This is a genomic window from Methanolobus sp. WCC1 (genome assembly GCF_045690315.1).
In the GTDB taxonomy this organism is placed as follows: Archaea; Halobacteriota; Methanosarcinia; order Methanosarcinales; family Methanosarcinaceae; genus Methanolobus; species Methanolobus tindarius.
This window is the reverse complement of sequence record NZ_CP146979.1, coordinates 1,406,576-1,431,735: the sequence shown is the minus strand read 5'-3', so window position 1 is coordinate 1,431,735 and position 25,160 is coordinate 1,406,576. Positions and strand designations below refer to the sequence as shown.

Here is a 25,160-nt window from a genome sequence, read left to right as displayed (position 1 = left end):
GAATCAAATCCTTCATCTATAAATATTAGTGATTTAATAGTAATATTTACAGGGTTGATTGCGTCAGCAAAAGAGAGGGTTTGCTTTTGAAAGTATCAGGATTTCAAATGAACTTATCCTCTGGCATTTTATCTGGTCTAATATGCCAGGTTTCTTTGCAGTGACACATCTGACTTTTGAACGGGGTAGATGATTCTATGGAGAAAAAAGTTCATCATTTGGAGCATTCAGGATACGATTTGTCATTCCTGTGCAATGAAGAAACACTGATTGACTATTTTCTTAAAAATGAAGAAACATATAAAGATCTATTTCAAAATGAAAAAGCTGTGGTACTGTTAATTGATCAAAACAACTGTAAAATACTGGATGCCAACAAAGCTGCTTCTGAATTTTATGGGTGTAGCCAGGAAGAACTAAAAGCTATGGGTATCCAGGACATAGACGTTCATATAATGGAATTAAGTAAAATAGCAGGAAACGACCTTCCCATTGAATGCAAGATTGCCGAAGATAAAAATTACTTTTTTTCAAAACACATGCTTGCAAACGGTGACATTCGTGATGTTAAAATATACAGAAGTGCTCCGCTTGTTGATAAAAATGATATCCACTATGTAGTGGTAAGGGATGTAACCGAGCAAAAAAAAGCTGAAGAGAAGATAATACTATCCTCATTCTCACTTGAAAACAATGCCGATGTTGTTCTGTGGGTAAATGAATTCGGTGATTTGCTTTATGCGAATAAAGCTGCATCTGAGCTTCTTGAGTATTCAGAGGAAGAATTACTCAATATGAATATAAGGGATTTCGATGTCAATTATTCCGAAGATTTATGGAATGAACACTGGAAATACCTTAAAGAGAACATCCATATTACTTTTGAATCTGCTCACCGCTGCTGCAGCGGAAAAATTTACCCTGTGGAAATTACGGCAAATTATCTGGTTTATTATGGAAATGAATACAACTGTGCAGTGATTCGAAACATAAGCAAACGCAAAAAAGCCCAAAGGGCTTTGGCAGATGAAGTGAACTGGCGTCGCAGCCTGATGGAAGAGTCAAGAGACGGAATTGTAATCCTGGATTTGGAAGGAAAAGTTTTCAAAGCAAATCCTGCTTTTGCTAAAATGCTTGGTTACACTCTGGAAGAAATGAAAACATTGCATATATGGGACTGGGCAGAAGGATATTCAAAAGAGGAATTAGTGACACTTCTTATTACAGATGACTTTAAAGGAGGACCTTTTGAAACACGCCAATACAGAAAAGATGGCACACATATAGATGTTGAGATTGCATCTGATTTTATCTATTTTTCTGAAAAGAAACTAGTTCTGTGCATATGCAGAGACATTACAGAACGCAAAAAAGATGAAGAAGAATTAAAACTGGCAAGTTTTTCACTGGAAAATTCAAGTGATGCAGTATTCCGGATGGAAAAAACTGGCCGTATCTTTTATGTCAATAAAGCCTCATGTGAACTGCTTGGGTATTCAGAAGAAGAACTTCTTTCAAAATCTGTATGCGATATAAATCCATTCTTTAAACAGTACACATGGAGTAAGCATTGGAAAAAAATAAAGAATAAGAAAACTTTCCATATTGAAACTTCATTGAAAACCAAATCAGGCAAGATGTGTCCTGTTGATATCACATCTGCTTACATGGATTACAAAGGAAAAGAATACGATTGTGCTTTTGTAAGAGACCTGACAGAAAGCAAGAAAAGAGAAAAAGACCTGCTTGAAAGCAGAGGGCAATTGCGCACATTACTGGACACGATACCTGACCTTGTATGGCTGAAAGATGTAAATAGTAAATACCTTGCCTGCAATGCCGAATTCGAACATCTCTATGGTGCTGAAGAAGAAGAAATCATTGGAAAAGCAGACTATGATTTCGTAGACAAAAAAGTTGCAGATTTTTTTGTCGAGATGGATAGAAAAGCGATAAATGCAGGAAATCCTATTGTATTTGAAGAAGAAGTCGTATATGCCGACGACGGCCACAGAGTATGGCTGGAAACCATCAAAAGTCCGGTTCATGATGAAAATGGACAATTGATAGGCGTACTGGGTGTTGGCAGGAATATAACCCAGAGAAAAAATGCAGAAGATGAATTGAAGAAAGCGAGTCATTCCCTTGAAAATTCCAGCGATGCCGTGGCGTGGCTGGAAAAGAATGGGAACGTATTTTTCATCAACAAAGGTGTATCCAATCTGGTAGGATATCCCAGGGAAGAACTGCTATCAATGTCAATATTTGACTTTGATAAAAGCATTACACAGGAAATGTGGGATGAGCACTGGGAAAAACTGTGTAATGAAAAAACATTACTCATTGAAACCACCATTCCTACAAAATCCGGAAAAATATGTCCGGTAGAGGTCATTTCCAACTATATGAATTATGAAGGCAAAGAATACGATTGCACATTTGTAAGAGACCTGACCGAACGTAAGAAAGCTGAAAAAGGATTGAAACTTGCCTGTTTCTCACTTGAGAATTTCAGTGATGCCGTTTTCTGGACAAGATCAAATGGAGAATTCTTCTTTGTCAATAAATCTGCCTGTAGCCTACTTGGTTATTCTAAAGAAGAACTATTAAACATGTCAGTAACGGATATATCTCCTGATTTGACACCTGAAAAATGGGAAGAGAGCTGGAAACTGGTAAAAGAAAGAAAGAGTTTTACTTTCCAATCCTTGTCTCTGACAAAGGAAAAAACGCTTCTCCCTGTTGAGGTTACTGTCAATCATATGGTTTATGATGGCAAAGAATACAATTATGCCATTGTTAAAGATATTTCTGAGCGTCTGAAATCTGAGAATGCACTTTCTGAGGAAATACACTGGCGTCGTCTTCTCATGGAAGAATCAAGGGATGGAATGGTTATTCTGGAAGGGGATGGAAGTGTCTTTGAGACAAATCGTGCTTTTGCTGAAATGCTGGGATATACCGTCGAAGAAATCCAGAAAATGTATGTGTGGGACTGGGATGCTAATTTTAATCGGCAGCAACTGCTGGAAATGATCCATTGTTCTGATTTCAGAGGATTGTTATTTGAGACAAAACAGAAGTGTAAAGATGGAACTATCCTTAATATCGAAATAAATTCAAATCTCATGGCGTACAGTGGAAAAAAACTTGTCTTTTGTGTCTGCAGGGATATAACAGAAAAGAAAAGATATGCTGATGAGCTTTTGAAAGCAAAGATAACTGCTGAGGAGGCAAGTCTGACCAAAAATGAATTTCTGGCAACAATGAGCCATGAACTAAGGACACCTCTGAACTCCATAATTGGTTTTTCAGAAATTCTGAAGGGAGAGGATTTTGGAAAAATAAACGAAGCACAGGCTGAGTATATTGATTATATTTCTAAAAGTGGGAAGCATCTTCTGAATGTGATTAATGATATTCTGGATCTTTCAAAGATAGAAGCTGGCAGAATGGAACTCAACTACGAACAATTCTATCTTTTAGACTCCATCAATGAAGTAAAGATGTCATTAACACCTCTGGCAATTAAAAAGGAGGTGGATCTTGAGCTTGAATTAGATTCACTGCCTGAAACGATAATTGCTGACAGGACTAAATTACAGGAAATAATCTACAACCTCGCAAGCAATGCAATTAAGTTCACTCCTGAAAAGGGAAAAGTAACAATAAAAGCCAGTACAGATGACAGGTTAATAAGTATTAGTATACAGGACACAGGAATTGGTATTTCCACAGCTGATATGGATAAGCTTTTCCAGCCTTTTAAGCAGATAAAACCGTACATGAATCATGAACTTGAAGGAACAGGCCTCGGTCTGGCCATTACTAAAAAATTCATAGAAATGCATGGAGGTCGTATAAGTGTCCAAAGCAAACCGGGCGATGGAAGCAGTTTTACTTTCACAATACCAAAAGAGCCGGAATATGAAAACATAAATGTTGATGCTTAAAATATTAATTAATAGCATATTCCGTAATATTTTGATTTTGTTGCTATTTTGATGAACTTTTTAACAAAGAATATAAACAATTAGTTCTATAAAAAAGGCATAATTAAATGGTGCCTTGATGATGCCTGCAAAAAATGATAAAAAATCAAATTTTGTTTTCGATACAAAATCAATAGACCTCTGGGATGACGGGGTAATCATACTTTCGCCGGATGGAAAAGTATTTTTTACTAATAAAGCCTGGAAGCACTTTTCTGAGAAACATGAACCCGACGGCCAATGCAAAGAAGGTTCTGATTTTTTTGCATTTTGTAGTGAAAATCCTAACATTAACAGTAAGGAAAAGACAAAAATCATAGAAGCAGGGATTAAAAAAGTCATCTCTGGTAAGAAAAGTTCTTTTAAGACTGAATATTCCTACAAGTACAATGGCAATATAGGATGGTTCCTGTTAAAAGTTCATCCGCTTTCCAGTGAAACACCTACTGGCGTTCTCTTGCACCATATTGACATAACAAAAACAAAGAATAAACTTATAGAAAGCGAAGAACTCCTGAATGATGTGTGCAAGATTGCAAAAATAGGTGGCTGGGAATTTGAAGTCGAATCAGGAACAGGCAAATGGACACCTGAAGTTGCAAAAATACACGAACTTGATCCTGAAATCCCAACTGACACTGATTTCGGATTTACATTTTACCCGCCAGGCTCAAGGGAAATCATTGAAGAAGCAATCAAAAATGTTATTGAGAGAGGAAGACCTTACGACCTTGAACTTGAACTTATTAGTGCAAAAGGCAATCATAAATGGGTGCGAACTACTGGCCACCCTAAGATATGTGAAGGCAAAGTTGTGAAAGTAACCGGTTCTCTTCAGGATATAAGTGATCGCAAACTCGCTGAGAAAGGTCTTGAAATGGAAGCTATGAAAAGACGCATCCTGATTGAGCAGTCTGCAGATGGGATTGTTATTATTGACCACAATGGAAAAGTGTTTGAGGCAAACAAAAAATTTGCCAGCATGCTGGGATACACGGAAGAAGAGATCACTTCACTATATATGTGGGACTGGGATACAGAATACACCCGTGAGCAGTTATTAGAAATGATAAGTCTTGCAGATGAAGTTGGCGTAACCCATGAAACAAGGCAGAGGCGTAAGGATGGAACTCTTATTGATGTGGAAGTAAGTGGAAATGGTGCAATCTTTGGAAAAGAAAAATTAATTTTCTGTGTGTGCAGGGATATTACTGAGAGGAAAAATGCAGAAGAAGCCCTGATTAATGCAAAACAAATGGCAGAAGATGCAAGCACAAGTAAAAGCGAGTTTCTGGCAACCATGAGCCATGAACTGAGAACTCCTCTTAACTCAATTATCGGCTTCTCTGAAATTCTTACACATGAAATAGTAGGTGAGCTGAATGATAAACAATCAGAGTATGTTGAGCACATTTCCAATAGTGGAAAACACCTGCTGGGACTTATAAATTCAATTCTTGATTTCTCGAAGATGGAAGCAGGGAAAATGGAAATTTGTTGTTGTCCGTTCTGTGTCGGCGATGTGGTTGAAGAAGTAAGAGCCACAATAATACCTATTGCTGAAAGAAAGAACATAAAAATCAAAGTCAGTGTTGAGCCTGACCTTACAATGAATGCAGACAGAACTAAATTCAAGCAAATACTTTACAACCTGATAGGAAATGCCATCAAGTTCACTGAACAGGGAGGAACAGTAAGCATTAATGTCAAACAGGTCGGTGATATGATCCATACCAGTGTTAAGGATAATGGAATTGGAATCTCCAGTGAGAATACTGACCGGCTTTTTGAACCATTCAAACAACTTAGCAAGTATAACATCAGAGAACAGGGTGGAACCGGACTTGGCCTTACAATTGTTAAAAAGTATGTGGAAATGCATAAAGGAAAAATCTGGGTTAAGAGTCAACCCGGAAAAGGCAGCACTTTTGAATTCGTCATACCTGTTGAATCAAAAGTTGAAGGTCTCAATTTTTAAATATTTAATTATTTAAACATCTAAATCCAGTAATTACTAAATTTTTCCTGTTCAGAAGAAATGAATCTTCTTTATTTTCCTGCCTGTATATTTTCTGTAAGCATATTCAATTGCAAATGCAAGGAATACCATGACTATTAATACATAGATATCTGCAGGAGAGTTTGTAAGCACATACCAGATAAGTGTAAGTAAAGCTATGACACATGCAACTATACCGGTAATTGATATCCATTTTTTAGCTTTGGTTCTTTTATGAAGACGAACGTTTGCAGCGTTCACTGCACCGAATATCAAAAGGAAACCTGCACTGCCCATTATTGAAATGCTGGAAAGGTCAAAGAGATTAGCCACAAACAGAGTCATAGCTGAAGTCAACAGTAACCCTTCAACAGGACGATTCCATATTTTTTTCTCTAATACTTCCGGCAGTTCACCATCTTTTGCAATAATATAGCTTACCCGTGAAGCACCATATAATGTGGCATTGATTGCAGAAGTTGTAGATAAAAGAGCTGCAACCGCAATCAGGTTGAAGCCAAAACTTCCAAGGAAAGGTTTGGCAGCAACTGCAAGAGCATAATCCTGTGCCTGAACAATGGTATCGGTGGAAACACTTGAAACTGTCACATATGCTATCAGGACATAGAGCAGGATGACAAATAGAACAGCAGAATAGTAAGCATGGGGTAGAGTTTTTTCAGGGTTTTTGATATCATTTGCAGTATTGGCTATTAGTTCGAATCCTTCGTATGCCAGAAAAATTATCATGCCGCCTGCTACAAGTTGAAGCGGGTTTGAACCTAAAGTTACCTGGACAGGTTGTGCCCTTATACTCCAGAGTCCTCCACCTATGAATATTGCAAGAATTGCAACCTTAAATGCTACAATCCATTCTTCTGATTTACCTACAACTTTAGAACCAATAACATTGATTGCTGTCATCAATATCACAATTCCGCTAATAAGAACATGTCGTGAAATTGACTGCATGGAATCCGGGAAAAATGTCGAACCATAGCTGCCAAATGCATAAGCGTAAAGTGATAGCATAACAACATAACTCAGCCAGAGCAGTACATTCAGTCCTCCGGTTATCATACCTGAACCAAATGCCTGGTTAAGAAACTCAACTGTTCCACCCTCCGATGGATAGCGGACTGAGAGTTTTGCATAAGAGTAAGATGTTATTAGTGCCACCAGACCTGCAAGCATAAAAGCAATAGGTGTTCCTCCTTCGCCAAGTTTAACGGCAAGTCCGAGAACTGCGAAGATTCCTCCGCCAACCATTCCACCAACACCTATTGAAACGGCTGAAAGTAGTCCTATACTTTTTGCTGACGAATCATCACTCATAAGTTTTACCGCCATTGGTTCTTGTTTTTAGTATTCTGCTTGAATAGTTCCTGTAAGCCCATTCGACTATAAAGCATAGTGCAAGGACAAAAGCAAAAACCACCAGTGTTGTTATTGAATTTAATATTTCATAATACACCAGTATCACAAAAAAAACTATGCTGCTAAGAAGAGATGCCCCTATAAGATAGCGTTTTGCGCCGGTTTCAGCTACCAGTCTCAGATGAGAAGCATTTACTGCAACATATATTACAAGCAAAGATGCACTTGCAATCATGCTTATTCCTTCCAGGTTCAGAAGATTGATACATAGAATTACAAGACCTGATGTGATGAAAAGCCCTTCTGTACTTCTATTCCACACTTTCCTTTCAAAGAAAGCAGGTAATTCACCTTCTTTTGCAATAAGATAACTTACGTTGGCTCCACCATACAGAGATGCATTGATGGCTGATGATGTTGAAAAAAGAGCTGCAATTGCCATAATTGTAAATCCTGAATTTCCCAGGAAAGGTTGTGCAGCAGCAGCCAGAGCGTAATCTTTAGCTGTTGATATTGTGGAAATTGACAGATTTCCGATAACTGTGATGCTCACAAGCACATAGATACAAATCACAATGATCACACTGAGGTACAATGCCCGTGGAAGTGTCTTTTTAGGGTCAACCATGTCTTCTGCTGCATTGGTTATAAGTCCGAACCCCTGATATGCCAGAAATACTATGCCAGCTCCAAAAAGGATATTTGAAGTTGATGGGAATTCTGAAATTGAAAGATTGGAAGGTTCTATGAAGAAGAGGCCGGAAACTGCAAAAAGCAGAAGTATACCTACTTTAATTGATACTATAAAAAGTTCTGACTTTCCAACAGCCTTTGCACCGATAAAATTGACGGCTGTGAAAATGACTATTATTAATGTGGCAAAAATATTTGTCCATAGACCGGTTGAAGCAACTGGAACTAAAGTCAGTGCATAAAGAGCAAATCCTTTTGCATATAATGCCAGTCCGAATATATACCCTGTCCACAATAACAGATTCAAAGCTCCGGTTAGTATCCCGTCACCAAATCCATGAATCAGAAATTCAACCGGACCGCCTGCTGACGGATATCTGACTCCCAGTTTTGCGTAGGAATAAGTACTTAACAAAGCAATTGCTCCGGCAATTATGAATGATATATAGACTGCATTACCGGATATCTGGGTTGCTGTTCCGAATATTGAGAATATTCCCGCACCTACCATGGCCCCAACACCAATTGAAGTAGCTGACCATAGTCCCATAGATTTGCTTTCTGTCATTAGTAATCATTGTTTTTCTTGATGGCTTGTTATAAAAGTTAGTCCCTTGACTATTATTGAAGAAATCTTAAACTCATTAACATCAAAAAATAAGCAGTGATTTATATAATAATAGACACATGTAATTTGGTAATAAATATTGGTAATCTTTCAATTAAATAAGATTATAGATTTTCCTTTTGATAAATCCAATTCATCAGGAATAACGAGGGATAACTGTGGGAAGGAAGGAAACAGGGTATAAGGCATTATTTGACAACGCCCATGTTATTATGTTACTTATTGACCCTGATAACCTTGATATCGTTGATGCAAACCATGCTGCCTGTGAATTTTATGGCTGGAGTTTTGAGGAAATCACCAGTAAGAAAATTTCCCGGATAAATTCACTGCCGGTTAAAGAAATCTCAGCAGTAGTTCAAAAGGCAATTGATGAGGTACAAAATCACTTTTTCTTTAAACACCGGATTGCCAGCGGTGAAATGCGAGATGTTGAAGTAAATACATTCCCAACCACCATCGAAGAAAAAAATCTTCTCTGTTCCATTATTCGTGATATTACAGAAACTAAAGAATATGAAGAAGCATATGTAGAAAAACTTCAAAAAAGTGAAGAACAGTACAGGGATCTTTTCGCGGAAATACCAATTTCCGCAGTGATACACGATAAGGACACTGGAGAAATAATTGATGCAAATCCTGCAGCTTATACTTCTTTTGGATTTTCATCACTTGATGAATTAAAAGCGAATAATGTCTGGTACGAGTCACCATACTCACTCACTGAAGCCCGGATAATGATACAGAAGGCTTTTTTAGAAGGACCACAGGAGTTTGAGTGGCTTCACAAAAAGAAGGACGGAGAATTTCTTTGGCTTTATGTACGGTTGAGCCCTCTCATAATCAATGGTATTCAAAGAGTTATGGCAGCATCCATTGATATAACTGAACATAAGAACGCAGAAATCGCATTACTGAATAATGAAGGACAGCTTCAGACGCTGATTGATACCATTCCGGACCTGATATGGCTGAAGAATACGGAAGGGATTTACCTAAAGTGCAACCGAAAATTTGAACGTTTCTTTGGTGCAAAAGAAGCAGAAATTATTGGAAAAACTGATTATGATTTTATCGATAAAGAACTTGCAGATTTTTTCAGACAAAATGATAGTGCTGCTTTAGAAGCCAGTGAACCTTCCGTGAATGAAGAACTTATCACCTATGCTGATGATGGGCATAAAGAATATCTTGAAACTATTAAAAGTCCCATGTATGATTCCACTGGAAAACTCATTGGTGTACTAGGTATTGGCAGGGATATTTCTGAAAGGAAAATGTCTGAAGAAAAGCTAAAACTAGCCGATCAGAACTCCAGGCGGACACAAAAAATCTTGCAGGAAGTTATAGAAAGTCCTAAAGAGGTTATCATATTTGCTCTTGATAAAAACTATCGATATATTACATTCAATAAGAACCATCAAATGACGATGAAAAACATATGGAATGTTGAAATTGATATTGGCGCCTGCATGCTTGATTACATCAAAGAATCTTCTGACAAAGAAAAAGCAAAACAAAATTATGACAGGGTACTTGCAGGTGAAGCCTTCACAAGTATTGAAGAATACGGGTACTATTTATTCGAAAGAAGATGGTACGAGAATGTTTACAGTCCTCTCAAAGATGAAGAAGGAAACGTTATTGGACTTACTCTGTTTTTAACAGACATCACAGAACGTAAAATGTCAGAGATGGAGTTACAAAGAAAAGGAATGCAACTGCGTACTGCACAAAGTGTTGGTAATGTCGGAAGCTGGGAAATTGATTTGAACACACTAAAAGTCGATGCTTCAGAGGAAGCAGGAAAAATATACGGACTTGATAATGACACGGAATATACTGTTGAAGATATCAGGGAAATGCCACTGCCCGAATATCATCCAATGCTTGATAAAGCCATGACAAATCTGATTCACAAAAATCTTCCTTATGATATTGAGTTTAAAATCAAAAGGAAGACCGATGGTGAAATTCGTTACATCCACTCTGCTGCTGAATATTTTGCTGAAAGAAATGTTGTTGTTGGAATGATACAGGATATTACAGAGAGAAAAGAAGCAGAAAGGAGGATTGTAGAAGAAGTTACCAGAAGACGTTTGCTTATTGAAAATTCCAATGACGGTATAATTATCCTTAATAAAAATGGAAAAATACTGGAAGCTAATAAAAAGTATGCGGAGATGACTGGATACACTCCAGATGAACTTCTGAAGATGCATGTATGGGAACTGGACGCCAAATGGACACGTAAAGAGATTTATTCTTTCTTTAAGAATTTCGAAGAGAGACCCCAATACTTAGATACAACAATCCGTCGGAAAGATGGTGATTTTATTGATGTGGAAATCAGTTCCAGTATGGAAAACATAAACGGAGAAATACTAATTTTCTCAGTGTGCAGGGATATTACTGAGCGTAAAGAAACTGAAATGGCTTTATTTAGAGCTAAAGCCCTGGCCGAAGAATCAAGCCAGATTAAGTCAGAGTTCATTGCCAATATGAGCCATGAGCTTCGTACACCACTTAACTCTGTTATTGGTTTTTCCCAGGTGCTGAATGATAAGATCTTTGGGGATCTGAATGAAAAACAAAGCCACTATGTATCCAATATATTGAACAGTGGTACTCACCTGCTAAAACTTATTAATGATATACTCGATGTTTCAAAAATAGAATCAGGTAACATGGAATTCTACCCAGAACCAATGAACATGCCTGAAGTCCTTGAAGAAATAACAGTTTTAATGGAACCTCTGATTAAAGAGAAACATATCGATTTTAAAACCAATATTGAATTAGGGAATACTGAAGTTAATGCAGATAAGACTAAAATCAAACAAATTTTGTACAACCTCCTGAGTAATGCCATTAAGTTTACGCCTGAATACGGAAAAGTGTGGGTGGATTCAAAAGTTGTAAATAACAAAATCCAGACATCTATATCTGATAATGGTATTGGTATTGCCCCGGAACAACAAAGCGCCATTTTTGATCCGTTTAAGCAAGTCAGTTCATCAAATAACCGTACACATGGAGGAACGGGACTTGGACTTGCAATTGTTAAGTATTATGTCGAGATGCATTCCGGAGAGATTAGTGTTAAAAGTGATGTTGGGAAAGGTAGTAAGTTCATGTTTACGATTCCAATTTAAATTCACTTACAGGAACAATTGGGAATTACCATGAGAGACAAAGAAACTTCAAAAATTTCCGAAATTCAAAACAATGAAGAGCTCTACAAAGCCTTTTTTGTAGATTCGCCAATCTCAATACTGATACATGACAAGGAAACCGGGGAAATTATTGATGCAAATCCAACAACTCTTAAAATGTATGGTTTTTCAACCCTTGATGAATTAAAAGCAAATGAATTCTGGATGGAACCACCTTATTCATTTAATGAAGCGCTGGATTTGATACACAAAGCTGCGACTGAAGGTCCACAGGAATTTGAATGGCTTAACATAAAAGCAAACGGAGATTTATTCTGGGAAAATATTCGTTTAAGCAAGGTTAAAATTAATGGTATTGAAAGGGTTATGGCAACTACTATTGATATAACCGAACTTAAAAGCGCGAATTCCGCTTTAATGACCAGTGAAAGTCAATTGCGTACACTTGTAGATACTATTCCTGACCTTATATGGTTAAAAGATACAGAAGGCTTTTTCCTTGCCTGTAATACCAAGTTTGAGCGTCTTTATGGTTCAAGGGAATCTGAGATTGTGGGAAAGAGCGATTATGATTTTGTTGATAAAGAAAAAGCTGACTATTTTTTTAAAAAGGACAAAGAAGCAATAGAAGCTGGTGGACCTGTAATATTTGAAGAAAAAGTCATTTATGCATATGACGGACAGGAAGAATATCTGGAAACTATCAAAAGTCCTATGTATGATACCAACGGAAAGCTCATAGGAGTACTTGGTGTCAGCAGGGATATAACCGAAAGAAAAAATTCAGAAGATATTTTACTACAGGCAAAACTGGATGCTGAAGCTGCCAACCAGACAAAATCCGAGTTCCTTGCAAATATGAGCCACGAACTTCGTACACCTCTTAATTCTATTTTCGGATTTTCCCAAATGTTAAATGAAAGGGTACAGGGAGAGCTTAATGATAAACAGGCAAGCTATGTATCCAATATAATGCGAAGCAGTAAACATCTTATTGATCTTATAAACGATATACTTGATCTTTCCAAGGTAGAAGCTGGAAAGATGAAACTTGAGCGTGAGATATTCAATATTGATGAAATGATAGATGAAACAATATCTTCAATGAAACCACTTGCAAAAAACAAAAATATTGATCTTGTTGAGGATATCAGGATAGTGAATAGTGAGATACATGCAGACAGGAAGAAGATCAAAGATATCCTGTACAACCTTCTTTCAAATGCAATTAAATTCACGCCTGAAAATGGAAGAGTTAGTATAAAGGTCAATTATGACAGTGAAACATTAGATATTGATGTCTCAGATACAGGCATTGGTATTTCGGAAAAAGATCAGGAGAAATTATTTGAACCTTTCAGGCAGGTCAATAGTTTCCTGACAAGAGAATTTGAAGGAACCGGGCTTGGTCTTGCAATTGTGAAAAGATATGTCGAAATACATGGCGGAACGCTCAGCCTTAAGAGTAAACCAGGCAAAGGAAGTACCTTTAGTTTTTCTATTCCTATTGGACCTGAAAATGATTAACAATAGTCTTTTAGGACCTAATCTGTTAAACTATCACATTGATATAAGAGCAATAGCAGCAAGAGAAGCCATTATACCTAGCCATTGACGTGGGACAAGTCTCTCTTTTAATATTACACATGCCAAAAGCACCGTAACTCCAGGACTTAGTGATGACAGAATCGTGGCAACATCCAGCCTTCCTGCTACAGAAGCAAGGGCAAACAGGACAACACCTCCTGTGTTGAATATTCCTGCAAGGATAACTAAGAGAATTCCATGTGAAGCTGGTTTGCTGACTTTTTTTGTTGATAGCATGAACACAGCCAGCATAATGAGAGCTGTAATTCTTGAAAACGTCAGTGGCCAGTAAATTCCGGTTGAACTGAATTTATCTATTGAAATAAAGAACAGTCCAAATAGTGTACCTGCAATTGCTATATGTTCCAAATCTTTTGTTTTTAAATCCAATCCTGAATTCATTCTGACAATGAACCATATACCAATGAGTGCAAAAAGAAAGCCTGCGATTTTTAAAGTGTCAGGAAGACCTTCATTTATAGCTGAATATATAACAGGTATGATTATAGCTATTACTGCAGCCAGCGTTGCAACGATGCTCATTTTACCTCTGGCCATGCTCATATAGAGTAAAATAAGTCCTGTAGCTCCGAAAAATCCTGCAAGGCCACCCCACATAAGATTGTTAAGTGAAGGCAGGCTTTCAGAAAACGCCAGTGCAAGGACTGGAAACATAATTATTCCCGTTATCTGTGTGGCAATTACAGCAGAATAAGCGTTTGTCCGCCTGGTAGCACACCCACCTACAAAATCTCCCGCACCCCATGACAGTGCAGATAAAAGCCCAAAAAGGTTTGCAAGATTTTCAACAGGCATCATTTTGTTTCTCCGGTTATTTCCAGATTCACAGAATGCTTGTTTTGTATATTATTTTTAGGTTTGTAAAATGAACAAAAATAATTTGCATAAAGATGTCTGCAAACTGAAGAAAGAATTAATCTCTTAGAATTATAGGCATTGTGTGGATGTTTGCCTTCCGCATTTTGGACAGTAGTAGAGAATATTTGATTGAATATTCAGGCGTTTCAATGGAATTTTGCATTGTGTGCATAGTTGATATTGGACACTTAAAAGTTGCATATTTCTACCCCGTTCCCATTTTATTAAAGTAAAATTTGACTAATAGATAATATTATTCATTAAGATATTAATTGTTATGTGTAACGTATAATGATCATGCTTTGTAGAAAAAATTTTGGATGAAATATTTTTAAAAATACAATTTTAAAATTGCTTGATAGCCTTATCAACAAAAATCAATGGCATTAGAGCACACATATTAATATATAATACCATGTGAATAGAAGTGTAACTTTATTAATTAAACACTTGAGAGGTTTTTGATGGCAGTTAAAAAGCAAGTCGAAAAGTATGCTGTACTTCACTATAGAAATGGAACAACGAGAATAAACGTGTATTTTACTGATGGGACATGGGATAGTTACAAGGATCTTGAACCCACACGCGCAATGTTAATAATAGATATGCTTCGCAATGAGAAGCCAGTTTATTGGACCGAAGGTCCTGACATTCTGTGGACTGGTCGGGAACCGGTAGGAGAAGAAGAGGGTGCTTGAGCACCTCTTCTATTAATTTGGGAATATTATTTTTGAATCAAGAATCAAATCACCCAGAAGAAAGCTGGATAGCTTTTATATTAATCATGCATTTGTTCCAAATGATAAAAATGAAAGAGGATATCCATATTAGGGAAGCAAGAAAATCTGATTTTGATGATGTAATGCGCGTAGAAAAAGAAGCATTCGGTTATGAGAAAGAGGCAATCTTAGTATCTGAACTTCTTGAAGACAAAAGTGCAGCACCAGTTTTATCGTTGTTGGCTTTCAAAAACAATGAAGCGGTTGGACATATTCTATTTACAAAAGCAACTCTAGATGGAAGAACAGCCCCGTTAATATACCTCCTTGCACCTCTTGCAATAAAACCGCAACATCAAAAACAAGGAATAGGTGGAATGTTAGTTAATGAAGGTGTGAAGAAATTGAAAGAAATTGGCGCTGAAATGATATTTGTTCTCGGACATGAAAGTTATTATCCAAAATATGGATTTAAGCAGAATGCCGGGAGTATGGGCTTTGCAGCGCCTTATCCAATTCCCGAAGAGCATGCGGGTGCATGGATGATCTATCCTTTAAGCTCAGAATCTGTTGATGGAATTAAGGGAAGAGTTGTTTGTGCAGATGCCTTGAATAAGCCAGAACATTGGAGAGAGTGAAAGATTTATTCTGTGTGTTTCTGGTGAATGCCGAATTAATAGTTCAGCTTGTATTCTCATGTTGGGGAAAGGTCAGATATTATGGAAATAGTTTAAAACGACAATGTGTTTATTTCAAAAATAATTTGTATTCGGATATGACCTGCTTTTTATGAGCAAGTCACTCCACATATACGCTATTAGAGTTTGTTCTTCTGAAAAATATAGAACGCATACCCATATTCATCAGGACGTTCTCTAAAGAGTTTTATCTCCCTTTTGTTAAACTCAAGTATCATTTCTGCCTCAGTGTTTCCTTTGTACTTATCACTGATTTCATCAACTCTTTTTTCCAGATTGTCATAAAACTCATACCAGACAGAAACTGGAAGTTTAAAGTGATCAATGACATCATATCCTACTGCCTTGATAACTTTTTCAGTATCAGGTATATTCATGATACCGGGATATATTTCCTGCCAGAATTCAACAACTTCCTCAGAAGGTTCGTCTGTGAACCATGTGTTCTCTGTCACTGCCATATAGCCACCTTTTTTCAAGAACTGTTTCCAGTAGCTGATTCCTTTTTCAAAACCAAGGATAAAGATGGAGCCTTCTGCCCAGATTACGTCGAATTCTCCTGTTTCAAATGGCAGGTTATCCATGGATGCACAAACTGTGGTTATCCTGTCATCAACTCCAGCTTCAGCTGCATTTTCCATCAGTTTATCTAAAAATGGCTGGTAAATATCAGTTGCAGTGACATGACAGTCCTTGCAGATACTGGCAAGATGTATTGTCTGCATACCGACACCACATCCAATATCAAGGATCTTAGCACCTGCAGGAAGGGAAGAAATCATATTAAACGCTTTTTCAGTACATTCGTTACTACCGGGACCCTGTCTGGGTAAACCATCAAATATCTCAAAAATTGTGGATTCCATTTTTGCACCTATATTCATCATTTATTTTACTTGATATAAATATGCAATAAAGCCAATATGATTTTTTGATAATTGGATCGATATTTACATTGATACTTACAAATTTATATGTTCAAGCAGTGTTTCTTAATACCACGCAGAATAGATAACAATTTTACTTTACGATAAACTAAAAAGTAGTGAAAAGATGGATGAAAAGTTACTTGCAAATATCGGTTTAAATAAATATGAAAGAACCGTTTACTGGACGCTTTTAAAAAAAGGAGAGCTGGAAGCAAGTAAATTATCACAGTTGTCAAGGGTTCCTATTGGAAAAATCTATGAGGTTTTGAGTGATTTAAACAAATATGGCCTTGTGGAGATCAAACCTTCAAGGCCACGAAAATACAGGACTGTTGATACGAAAATTGCTTTTGAACTTATGTACAAAAGAAAAGAAGAAGAAGCACTCAGTGAGCTCAAACTACTCAGGGAAGCATTTGCTGAAATTGAAAGGCAACTTTCAAGTGGCGATTCTCCAAACCATGTTGAAACAATATTCTGGCCTGACAAGTTCAATGATGATGAACTAAAAGAAACAGTTAATTCATTTTTTGAGGATATTGAGCATGAAATATGTGTTGTTACTCCCAGTAAGTATAAGCCCGGAGTATCAGAACAATATGATGACTCAATGTCAGTATTCAGCAAGGCTTACTTAAATCTGGCACAGCGTGGCATTCATGTTAAAATTCTGGATTCCCATTCCCAACTGTTACCGTCAATAAAAGAAATTGTTACTTCAATAGAAGACGAATCAATCAAAAGTAATGTTCAGAAATTCATGGAAATAAGAATTCTGGAAACAAAGCATGATTTTGTAATCTTTGATTCAAAAACTCTCTTGCTTGATATTGAAGATCAGGTCGATACGGGTACGAGTCTCGGTATGACACAAATTCATGATGAGTCATATACAAGACGTTTCAAGGCTAAATTCGACGACCTCTGGACTAAGGGGAAGCGATTCGATTTAGTATGAACTGGCTAAGGTTATGAGTTTTTTATTAATGACTGCTGGTTTGTATATACCTACAATCACTACATGGTACACTTGAGATATAGACGTGTCACTGCAAAAATCATATGCAAATGGTACCTGAACCTTATGATATCCGAAGGTATACCAGAGAGTATCGCTGACTTTATCCAAGGCAGAGCACCTGTGGCAGTGGCAGTGCGTATTATTTGAATAAGGTTGTACGGGCCAAGGAAGCGTATAGTAAACTTGTGAAAAGGTTTGACGATATATTGGCTTAGTGACTTACAAAATATTAATGTTCGAATTATACTTGGTGCAAAGGATTGAGGAGGACAACATAATGCAGAAAAAAGTGTACTGCTTTGAATGTGCTGCGTATAACTGTATGTTGCTTTTTTTAATATGATACATTTTTGGAAGGTATTTAATTAAAACTATATTGAATATATGAGATACTTATGACTGTTTTTATCTAGAATTATTTAAATAAACTACAGTATTTATTTGAAGATAATGTAAATAAGTCTAAATACTAATATGTTTTTTACCTTCATCATTATCAATATTTTATGTAAACTTCAAAGAAGGAATCAATGATGCGTATAGGTGAAATAAAGTTTGGTAAATATGATATTTTATCCTATGTTTCGATAGTAGTTACAGCCATTTGTATAGTTCTCTATTTACTACCTAATAAAATAGAAGGCATAGAAATTAACAAAATAGACATATTGCTGTATTTATTAGTTTCACTATCGACATTTCTAATTGCTAATGCTAAAAAAAATGATTTAACATGTGATAAAGTAACTCAGATTTCAAATGAAATTACTGTTTTAAAGGAAAACACTGAAAAAATAAATAGAATAGCAGATGATGTTGATCTTTTAAAGAGCGGGACTCCTGCAGTTATCAAACCTATAAATAATCAAGAAGACTTTTATCATCTCTTAAATGCAAGCGTAATCACATCTTCTACTAGAGTATGGGTGACTCATTTGGATCAATGGGCTCCAACTTCACCTAAATTTAGTGATAAAGATCGAGTAAATTATTTTGATAGTGTATTGGAACATATCCAAACTCATCCTGCAATTGATTTCAAAAGAATCATTAGTATCCCTACTAAAGATAAACTGGAATGGGTAGAAAAACTCATTATGGATACAGATGCATATCAGAATCTTCATTTAGCATACATTAGAATAGATGACATTGAAGATATATTTCCATTTTCAGTTGTCAGTTGCCAAATAATTGATGAAAACAAGATGTTTATACTAAATCCTCTTTTAAACCGTGTTCCTCGTAATAGAGGCCAATTCAAAGAATGCCTTTACTTTGAAAACAAAAACATAGTCGGAATATATTCTAACTATTATGAAAAATTGTGGGATAAAATCACACAAAAGGATTCTCTACATGGATGCATTCTAAAAGATGGAACAGGTACAGACAACTTCTACAAGAATAAAAATTGGATCTTGTCTAACATTAAAGAAGAGGAACCTAGAGAAGATAGCTGTAATATTGCAAGTAATAATCAGTCAATTACTAATGGTGTCAGTTCATAGATTTAGAACCTTATGCATTTTTGCTCACATCTCATACAAGGAGATGATGAGCTTTTCTATTTTAAGTAATTCGTTCGTTTCAGGATAGCCTCGTAAAATATACAAATAATCAATATATCCTTAAATGTTTTATTTTGATAGGATTTCTATAGAGTACAATCTATCTTTTCTTTACACACTCATCCCACAATTCTATTCTTTCCCTCCATAAACATGGAGTGTAAAAAGCTATCCATTTCAGCATTCATATTATATAGTGCAAAGTACATCTAGAAAAATTTAATTTTCGTTCATTCAGAATAAGATATACTCAATATACCTTGCTTAAATGCCTGACTTCTGCCTTTTAAGAATTTGAACAAGCAAAATAAGATGTAAACTTGAGAGTTGCTAAGCTCTGCTCAGCACCACTATGCTAGAAAAAATATTGGAAGTCTACAAAAACAAACTACAAGAGAAATAGATAATTTTGGTGGGCCCGATGAGATTCGAACTCATGACCCCCGCCGTGTAAAGGGGTACATTGATAGCGTTTCCGGGGAACGTACCCCCGAATATCAAGGCCAAGAGCCACCGTATGCCACGGAGACATTGCAAGCTGTTTTATTGAACGATCTATGGGCCCACCATCATGAATCTTTCAAGGATTGGTTGAACGCTAAAGACGTTTCTAAGACCACAAAGAGAGATTATTATAACGCCCTTAAACGGTTCTTTTCTACTGAATCTGTTCAGAAACCACAGGACTTTAGGAAGCTCGATCTGAGAGATAAAGAAGAACGCGGACTTCGTAATTTACTGAACTACTTCGAAGATGAAGACATTGATGATGTATGTGGATATACTATTCAGAAATGGAGACGCTATGTCAAAATAAAGAAATCCAATGTCTTTGAAGTCTATGTCACTGATGAGGAGATTCAAGAGGCTTATGAAAGTTATCCTGAGGATTTGAAACCTATCTATAAGCTACTGATATATTCTGGAAATCGTCTATCTCATATTCACAAGATGCTAAAAACCTTTGATGAACGTAATATCGTTGTAGATGGAGAGGTAGCACATTATCCATCGGCAGCTTTCTCATCAGGGACAAAGAAGACTTTTCAGATATATTTCCCCTCAGACTTCATTAGCACGTTGAAGAGTATAGACAAAGTTTATGGATACGATTATTACGCCAAGAGAATAAGGCACAATCGTGTATGCGCAAAAACCATCCGTAAATGGCATCTTAACTTGATGATTAAAGAAGGAGTTACTGAGAGTTTAGCTGATTTTATACAAGGGAGAGCTCCTGCTACAGTAGGAAGTGCTCACTATCTTAATAAAGTACAGCAGTCGAAAGAGGAGTATAGGAGAATTGTGGGGGAGTTAAATAATATCATGCTATAAGTATGTTTAAGTTTGAGATTGTTACAATGCCAATCCATATTTAGTTAAAAGATCACAATATAAATTAAGTACTTAGAAAATTGAAGCGTTACCTCACAGTTGTTAAAGTCTTCACAAAATACAATTTATTCTCTCTAATCTACAAGGATATACATGGGATTAGATATCGTTTAAAAAATGTACTTGCTCCTATGATCAGAAGATTATAGCAATGTTATTAAGCTCAGACTTGTTCTTGAAGAGCTATGGCCTTGCTTTATAAAGTTAAGACAGACACTGAGCAAGCGTTCTAATCTACTTCCACCTACTTACATCACTAAACTGGTAAAGTTCCAGGAAGTAATAGACTCAATGAATGAAATAACATGTATTGGGGATTGAAAGCACAAAGAACATTGGAAGTTTAGAAACATTTTTAAATTTTAAAGACATCCAAAAGACTATGGATTTTTTTTATAGTGAGCGTATTTTAAATCGGTATCCAAGCACAAAAATATTAATAGAATTGTTGAAAGAATTGGATAATGACTATCACATAGATGATACTCACGTATATTTTAATTTTCCAGTTCATTTGAATGATGAAGCAAAATTACTTGAGATGGATTTGTTTTTAATATCTGCAAAGTATGGTATTTTCATATTCAAATGTTTAGGTAATTCTGAAAGAACACTTAATACTGATATTATTACAGAATCGACTGATGAATTAGAAGACATTTATTCTAATATTTATTCAAAGTTAGTTAAAAGTAGGACTTTAAGAAAGAATGTAAGAGAACTAAAGTTTAGCATAAAACCGGTGTTATTCTTTAGTAATGATGACTACAAAAAACTAAATATTGATTTTGAATGGGATGAAGTATCCATCGTAAGTGATCTAGATTCACTTCGACTAATCATTAGAGATAATTCAGAAACAATTGATAACGATAGTTTCACAGAGATTATTTCTATCTTGGAAGGGTCTAAATGTTTAACTAAAAAGAAAGAGGGTATATCTTCAACTACTCCATTAACAAAAGGACAGATTATTGAGCAGATAGAAGCTTCAATATCAACATTTGATAATGAACAAAAAAGAGCAGGATTTAGAATCATAGATGGTCCTCAACGAATAAGAGGATTAGCCGGTTCTGGAAAAACAATTATTTTAGCAATGAAAGCTGCTCAAATTCATTTGACTGAACCAAATGCAGAAATTGTTTTCACATACTATACAAAAAATCTACGCGGATATGTGAAAAATCTAATCACTCTTTTTTACCGACAATTTTCTCTCTTTGACCCTAATTGGGATAAAATTCATATTATGCATGCATGGGGAGGAAGAAACTTAGATGGCGTTTATTACAATACTTGTATAAAAAATGGTTATGTGCCAAAATCATTCACGGATGCTAACAGGCTTTATCGTGATCCTTTTAATGAAGTATGCAAGTTAATCGCTGAGGAAAACTTGGATGAGATGTATGATTATATTCTAATTGATGAAGCACAAGATTTCCCCATTCATTTTTATAGATTGTGCAGAAAGATTGTAAGAAATAACCGAGTAATATGGGCATATGACGAATGTCAAAATATTTTGAATACCAGCCTGCAAAATCCCATAAAAACATTTGGTAAAAAGGCAGATGGTACTCCATATATTGATTTCTCTCACGATGCTGAAAAAGATCAAGATTTGGTTTTACATAAATGTTATAGAAATCCTCGAAAGGTGCTTGTTAGTGCATTTGCACTAGGTATGGGAATTTATTCAAACATAGTTCAATTACCTGAAAGTAAAGAGTTGTGGATTGATTGGGGATTTGATGTCGTTTCAGGAGAATACAATAAAGGAGACGTTATGAAAATAGTACGTCCCGAAAGAAATAGCCCATTACTCAAAAATACTTTAATTGATGCCTCTCAAAATCCGATGAAATGGGATTACTTTGAAAGTTTTGAAGAAGAGTGTACCTATGTAGTTAAACAAATATTAGATGATTTAAAAGAGGGATTAAAACCAGAAGACATCATGGTAATTTCTCTTGATGATAGACATGCACGTGCTTATTTCAATACTATCTCTTCTCTTTTATATGATCAATCAGTAAGTACGTTTAATTTGCTACAGCTACCCACTTATAATACTCAATTTTTTAATGAAGGCGAAATTACTTTGAGTACAGTATACCGTGCAAAAGGAAATGAAGCAGCTCATGTATTTATTGTAGGGATTGATGCTATATTCAAAAATAAAGATTCTAGAATAGCAAGAAATAAAATATTCACTTCAATAACTAGAGCAAAAGCTTGGGTTGATATTACAGGCATAGGGGCACCTGCTAAAGAGTTCTATAATGAAATGAATAAAATTGTAAATAACAATTTTGAATTGAATTTCATTATGCCAGACTTATCAAAATTGGAAACGTTCCAACGAGACTTAGAGCATGAACAGGCCAAATTAAACGATATTTTTAGAAAGTTGGAGGAATCCTCCCAAGAATTAGGCATTGATAAAGAAGAACTATTGAAAGTTCTTCTAGAAAAAGAACAAACGGATTCAAAGGTTAAAAAATGAATCCATCTAATTTCAAAAGAAACATAGAAGAGTCAAAAAATATTTTGTCAATGACTCCTCTACTGAAAAGTTATGCATATATGCATAAGCCTATAAAAACCAAATTTAATAGAATAAAATCAAGAGATGATTTAGTTACTAGTTACTTGGATGAAATTGACAATCTAAATTATACATTCCTATTATCTGATGATTCCTTTTTTCAATTTCAATGTACATTAGATAAAAATTCAAAATTATCTCTTAGATATTGTTATTTTCAATTTCCGTATGATATCTTTGAATATAAAAAATTCATAAAAGAAGAATACGGGTATGACTACGCAGATGTCGGCGACTCTAAAGAGAATGAATATTTCCTGTCAGCAATAAATGCACCAATAAAAGAGAGTATACTATATTTAAGGTATGATTATGCTGAAAATGGATATGTGAATGGTATCCATGGAGCTTCTCATATACACATCGGTTTTTTAAATTCAATTAGGTTAACAGTTGACAAGTTATTAACACCAGAAGCTTTTTTATTTTTCATCTTGAAACAAGTTTATTCTGAAACTTGGAGCGAAATGATAAAACATCACCATTTTAAACGAAAATACAGTAAATTTAAAGAAAACTGTAGTGAATTATGTGAAAGTCTGTTTTCAAGAGACTTAGACAAATACGAGTTATATATGACCTAAATGTATAATAATATTGAGAATTATAAAGTAGGCGATTGACCCATATTGCCTTTGATTTTACTGATGCAAGCATCAGAAGAAGTAAATATCAACATTGACTTCAATAACATACAACCTCCGCCTCTTTCAGGCGCGTCCTTATGCAGCGGTAATCCAATTTGAAATATGACGTGCAGTTACAGATGAATTATGGTATCAGTTACTAAAATCAAGCTTTAATAAACTGTACCAGTTTCTAAAGCAGAACACGCCTATGGGCAGATTCTTTCCAAGGTCTAGTTTTTTCAACACCTTAAATCCATAATAATTAGAACAAGTATAACATTATCTATTGAATATTCACTAAGCCCTGACACAAAAGAAGTTGCTACAGTAGTATTGCTGATAAGCAAGGGCGACTTCCTGTTCGCGCTCGAAATCACCCTTGCAGAAAATGTGGCTGCTCTTGCGACAGCCCCTTTCATACATTTTATATTCATTCATTGTAATAAAACTTTTTTACGTCGGATACTTCTCTCTTTGAATCTATCAAAGAAATTGGATCAAGCCAGGTGATTCAGGAAATAAAATCACAATTACATTACTATCTGAAAAAGCTGAGTGTGTTTTAATAAATAGCAAGATTAATCATAGACAAAAAAACGTGTTAATAAACACGTGTAAAGCGTTGTACATCTTTTGGCATAGGAATAGTTATTTTTGGGTCATCAAGGTCTTTTGAGAAATCCATTATTATGGCCTGTTTCGTATTTTCAGAATGCATTTTAGCCGAGTGAATCATGCTTACAATTTCAACTATTGCTTTGTCACCATTGACTGCTTTTCCACGATAGATTGGACATCTTTCCTCATATATATTGAATGCAAATATTTCATTGTCTCCATACATTATTCTTTCAATCTTGTCCACATCAATTAACATGTTTAAATCAGCTGTTTTTATGAATACTGTATACATATTTAGCTCCTTTTTGATAATAAACAGGGGAAAAGTTCCCCCAACTCATTTTTTGTTCTTTGAGGCTGCAGATTGGGCACGAGATTTAAATCCCTGGTTAGTACCTGTTTTATCTGCATGAGCCTGTATTCTTGAAGCAGCTTTTTGGTTCATTGATCCCTTTGACATATTTCAACCTCCATTTTTTATTTTAAATTCATTCCACCTTGTTCACAATTTATTCTTCATCTTTGGATTCCCATTCAGATGGTCTTTCATCTTCTCCACGGCTCTGCCAGTAAGCATCATTGTTTGGATTGCACTGGTTCGCATGGTTATCTTGATCAGATTGTTTGCTCAT

At 35.7% G+C, this 25,160-nt stretch carries 20 protein-coding genes; 12 read left to right on the top strand and 8 right to left on the bottom strand.

Annotated features, from left to right (window positions below; all coding sequences use genetic code 11):
• Positions 1–197 precede the first annotated feature (197 nt).
• Positions 198–3,953: a PAS domain-containing sensor histidine kinase gene (locus tag V7O61_RS06955; protein ID WP_407282310.1), complete on the top strand. Its 3,756-nt coding sequence runs from the start codon at positions 198–200 to the stop codon at positions 3,951–3,953.
• A 118-nt stretch (positions 3,954–4,071) separates the two neighbouring features.
• Entirely contained in the window at positions 4,072–5,970 is a 1,899-nt protein-coding gene (locus V7O61_RS06950) for a PAS domain S-box protein (protein WP_407282311.1), read from the top strand.
• A 51-nt stretch (positions 5,971–6,021) separates the two neighbouring features.
• Here the strand turns inward: V7O61_RS06950 and V7O61_RS06945 are convergent, their stop codons facing one another.
• Positions 6,022–7,341, bottom strand: coding sequence for an APC family permease (locus tag V7O61_RS06945; RefSeq protein ID WP_288068256.1), 1,320 nt, complete (start codon positions 7,339–7,341; stop codon positions 6,022–6,024).
• On the bottom strand, positions 7,319–8,629 hold the full coding sequence (locus V7O61_RS06940; protein ID WP_407282312.1) for an APC family permease: 1,311 nt from the start codon (positions 8,627–8,629) through the stop codon (positions 7,319–7,321). Before V7O61_RS06940 ends, V7O61_RS06945 begins: the two co-directional genes overlap by 23 nt.
• A 218-nt stretch (positions 8,630–8,847) precedes the next feature.
• Here V7O61_RS06940 and V7O61_RS06935 point away from each other — a divergent pair, with 218 nt between their 5' ends.
• Positions 8,848–11,844, top strand: coding sequence for a PAS domain S-box protein (locus V7O61_RS06935; RefSeq protein WP_407282313.1), 2,997 nt, complete (start codon positions 8,848–8,850; stop codon positions 11,842–11,844).
• A gap of 30 nt (positions 11,845–11,874) precedes the next feature.
• Positions 11,875–13,392 (top strand): PAS domain-containing sensor histidine kinase, encoded by a 1,518-nt coding sequence (locus tag V7O61_RS06930; RefSeq protein ID WP_407282314.1) that lies wholly within the window; start codon positions 11,875–11,877, stop codon positions 13,390–13,392.
• A 33-nt stretch (positions 13,393–13,425) separates the two neighbouring features.
• On the opposite strand, the gene V7O61_RS06925 is transcribed toward V7O61_RS06930, so the two are convergent.
• Positions 13,426–14,271 (bottom strand): DMT family transporter, encoded by an 846-nt coding sequence (locus tag V7O61_RS06925; protein WP_288068248.1) that lies wholly within the window; start codon positions 14,269–14,271, stop codon positions 13,426–13,428.
• Positions 14,272–14,864: 593 nt separating this feature from the next.
• On the opposite strand from V7O61_RS06925, the gene V7O61_RS06920 reads away from it, so the two are divergent.
• Entirely contained in the window at positions 14,865–15,029 is a 165-nt protein-coding gene (locus V7O61_RS06920; protein ID WP_288068246.1) for a hypothetical protein, read from the top strand.
• Positions 15,026–15,688: a GNAT family N-acetyltransferase gene (locus tag V7O61_RS06915; RefSeq protein WP_288068243.1), complete on the top strand. Its 663-nt coding sequence runs from the start codon at positions 15,026–15,028 to the stop codon at positions 15,686–15,688. Before V7O61_RS06920 ends, V7O61_RS06915 begins: the two co-directional genes overlap by 4 nt.
• 179 nt (positions 15,689–15,867) lie before the next feature.
• Here the strand turns inward: V7O61_RS06915 and V7O61_RS06910 are convergent, their stop codons facing one another.
• Positions 15,868–16,614, bottom strand: a complete 747-nt coding sequence (locus V7O61_RS06910) for a class I SAM-dependent methyltransferase (protein WP_288068240.1) — start codon at positions 16,612–16,614, stop codon at positions 15,868–15,870.
• 187 nt (positions 16,615–16,801) lie between these two features.
• Between V7O61_RS06910 and V7O61_RS06905 the strand changes: the two genes are divergently transcribed.
• The 6 genes from V7O61_RS06905 (at position 16,802) to V7O61_RS06880 (ending at position 23,862) form a co-directional block, all read left to right on the top strand.
• On the top strand, positions 16,802–17,635 hold the full coding sequence (locus V7O61_RS06905; RefSeq protein ID WP_288068238.1) for a TrmB family transcriptional regulator: 834 nt from the start codon (positions 16,802–16,804) through the stop codon (positions 17,633–17,635).
• 63 nt (positions 17,636–17,698) lie between these two features.
• Positions 17,699–17,845, top strand: a complete 147-nt coding sequence (locus V7O61_RS06900; RefSeq protein ID WP_407347468.1) for an integrase — start codon at positions 17,699–17,701, stop codon at positions 17,843–17,845.
• A gap of 383 nt (positions 17,846–18,228) precedes the next feature.
• A complete protein-coding gene (locus V7O61_RS06895; protein ID WP_288068236.1) occupies positions 18,229–19,209 on the top strand; it encodes a hypothetical protein in 981 nt (326 codons plus the stop codon).
• A gap of 387 nt (positions 19,210–19,596) precedes the next feature.
• Positions 19,597–20,604, top strand: a complete 1,008-nt coding sequence (locus V7O61_RS06890) for an integrase (protein ID WP_407282315.1) — start codon at positions 19,597–19,599, stop codon at positions 20,602–20,604.
• Between the two features lie 370 nt (positions 20,605–20,974).
• Positions 20,975–23,176, top strand: coding sequence for a DEAD/DEAH box helicase (locus V7O61_RS06885; protein WP_407282316.1), 2,202 nt, complete (start codon positions 20,975–20,977; stop codon positions 23,174–23,176).
• Entirely contained in the window at positions 23,173–23,862 is a 690-nt protein-coding gene (locus V7O61_RS06880) for a DUF2290 domain-containing protein (protein ID WP_407282317.1), read from the top strand. The genes V7O61_RS06885 and V7O61_RS06880 overlap by 4 nt, the downstream gene beginning before the upstream one ends.
• 342 nt (positions 23,863–24,204) lie before the next feature.
• Here the strand turns inward: V7O61_RS06880 and V7O61_RS06875 are convergent, their stop codons facing one another.
• From V7O61_RS06875 to V7O61_RS06860, 4 genes are all read right to left on the bottom strand, one after another.
• Positions 24,205–24,345 (bottom strand): hypothetical protein, encoded by a 141-nt coding sequence (locus V7O61_RS06875; RefSeq protein WP_407282318.1) that lies wholly within the window; start codon positions 24,343–24,345, stop codon positions 24,205–24,207.
• Between the two features lie 163 nt (positions 24,346–24,508).
• A complete protein-coding gene (locus tag V7O61_RS06870; RefSeq protein ID WP_407282319.1) occupies positions 24,509–24,820 on the bottom strand; it encodes a hypothetical protein in 312 nt (103 codons plus the stop codon).
• 45 nt (positions 24,821–24,865) lie between these two features.
• The gene (locus tag V7O61_RS06865; RefSeq protein ID WP_407282320.1) at positions 24,866–24,988 is read right to left on the bottom strand and encodes a hypothetical protein; all 123 of its coding nucleotides are present in this window, start codon (positions 24,986–24,988) and stop codon (positions 24,866–24,868) included.
• A gap of 49 nt (positions 24,989–25,037) precedes the next feature.
• Positions 25,038–25,160, bottom strand: coding sequence for a hypothetical protein (locus V7O61_RS06860; RefSeq protein WP_407282321.1), 123 nt, complete (start codon positions 25,158–25,160; stop codon positions 25,038–25,040).

Bases quoted from the DNA above. Each gene is read 5' to 3' on its own strand.
- V7O61_RS06925 (WP_288068248.1), bottom strand. From the start codon at position 14,271: ATGATGCCTGTTGAAAATCTTGCAAACCTTTTTGGGCTTTTATCTGCA.
- V7O61_RS06930 (WP_407282314.1), top strand. From the start codon at position 11,875: ATGAGAGACAAAGAAACTTCAAAAATTTCCGAAATTCAAAACAATGAA.
- V7O61_RS06940 (WP_407282312.1), bottom strand. From the start codon at position 8,629: ATGACAGAAAGCAAATCTATGGGACTATGGTCAGCTACTTCAATTGGT.
- V7O61_RS06955 (WP_407282310.1), top strand. From the start codon at position 198: ATGGAGAAAAAAGTTCATCATTTGGAGCATTCAGGATACGATTTGTCA.
- V7O61_RS06870 (WP_407282319.1), bottom strand. From the start codon at position 24,820: ATGTATACAGTATTCATAAAAACAGCTGATTTAAACATGTTAATTGAT.
- V7O61_RS06875 (WP_407282318.1), bottom strand. From the start codon at position 24,345: ATGAATGAATATAAAATGTATGAAAGGGGCTGTCGCAAGAGCAGCCAC.
- V7O61_RS06900 (WP_407347468.1), top strand. From the start codon at position 17,699: ATGGTACACTTGAGATATAGACGTGTCACTGCAAAAATCATATGCAAA.
- V7O61_RS06860 (WP_407282321.1), bottom strand. From the start codon at position 25,160: ATGAGCAAACAATCTGATCAAGATAACCATGCGAACCAGTGCAATCCA.
- V7O61_RS06880 (WP_407282317.1), top strand. From the start codon at position 23,173: ATGAATCCATCTAATTTCAAAAGAAACATAGAAGAGTCAAAAAATATT.
- V7O61_RS06950 (WP_407282311.1), top strand. From the start codon at position 4,072: ATGATGCCTGCAAAAAATGATAAAAAATCAAATTTTGTTTTCGATACA.
- V7O61_RS06910 (WP_288068240.1), bottom strand. From the start codon at position 16,614: ATGGAATCCACAATTTTTGAGATATTTGATGGTTTACCCAGACAGGGT.
- V7O61_RS06945 (WP_288068256.1), bottom strand. From the start codon at position 7,341: ATGGCGGTAAAACTTATGAGTGATGATTCGTCAGCAAAAAGTATAGGA.
- V7O61_RS06905 (WP_288068238.1), top strand. From the start codon at position 16,802: ATGGATGAAAAGTTACTTGCAAATATCGGTTTAAATAAATATGAAAGA.
- V7O61_RS06895 (WP_288068236.1), top strand. From the start codon at position 18,229: ATGATGCGTATAGGTGAAATAAAGTTTGGTAAATATGATATTTTATCC.
- V7O61_RS06865 (WP_407282320.1), bottom strand. From the start codon at position 24,988: ATGTCAAAGGGATCAATGAACCAAAAAGCTGCTTCAAGAATACAGGCT.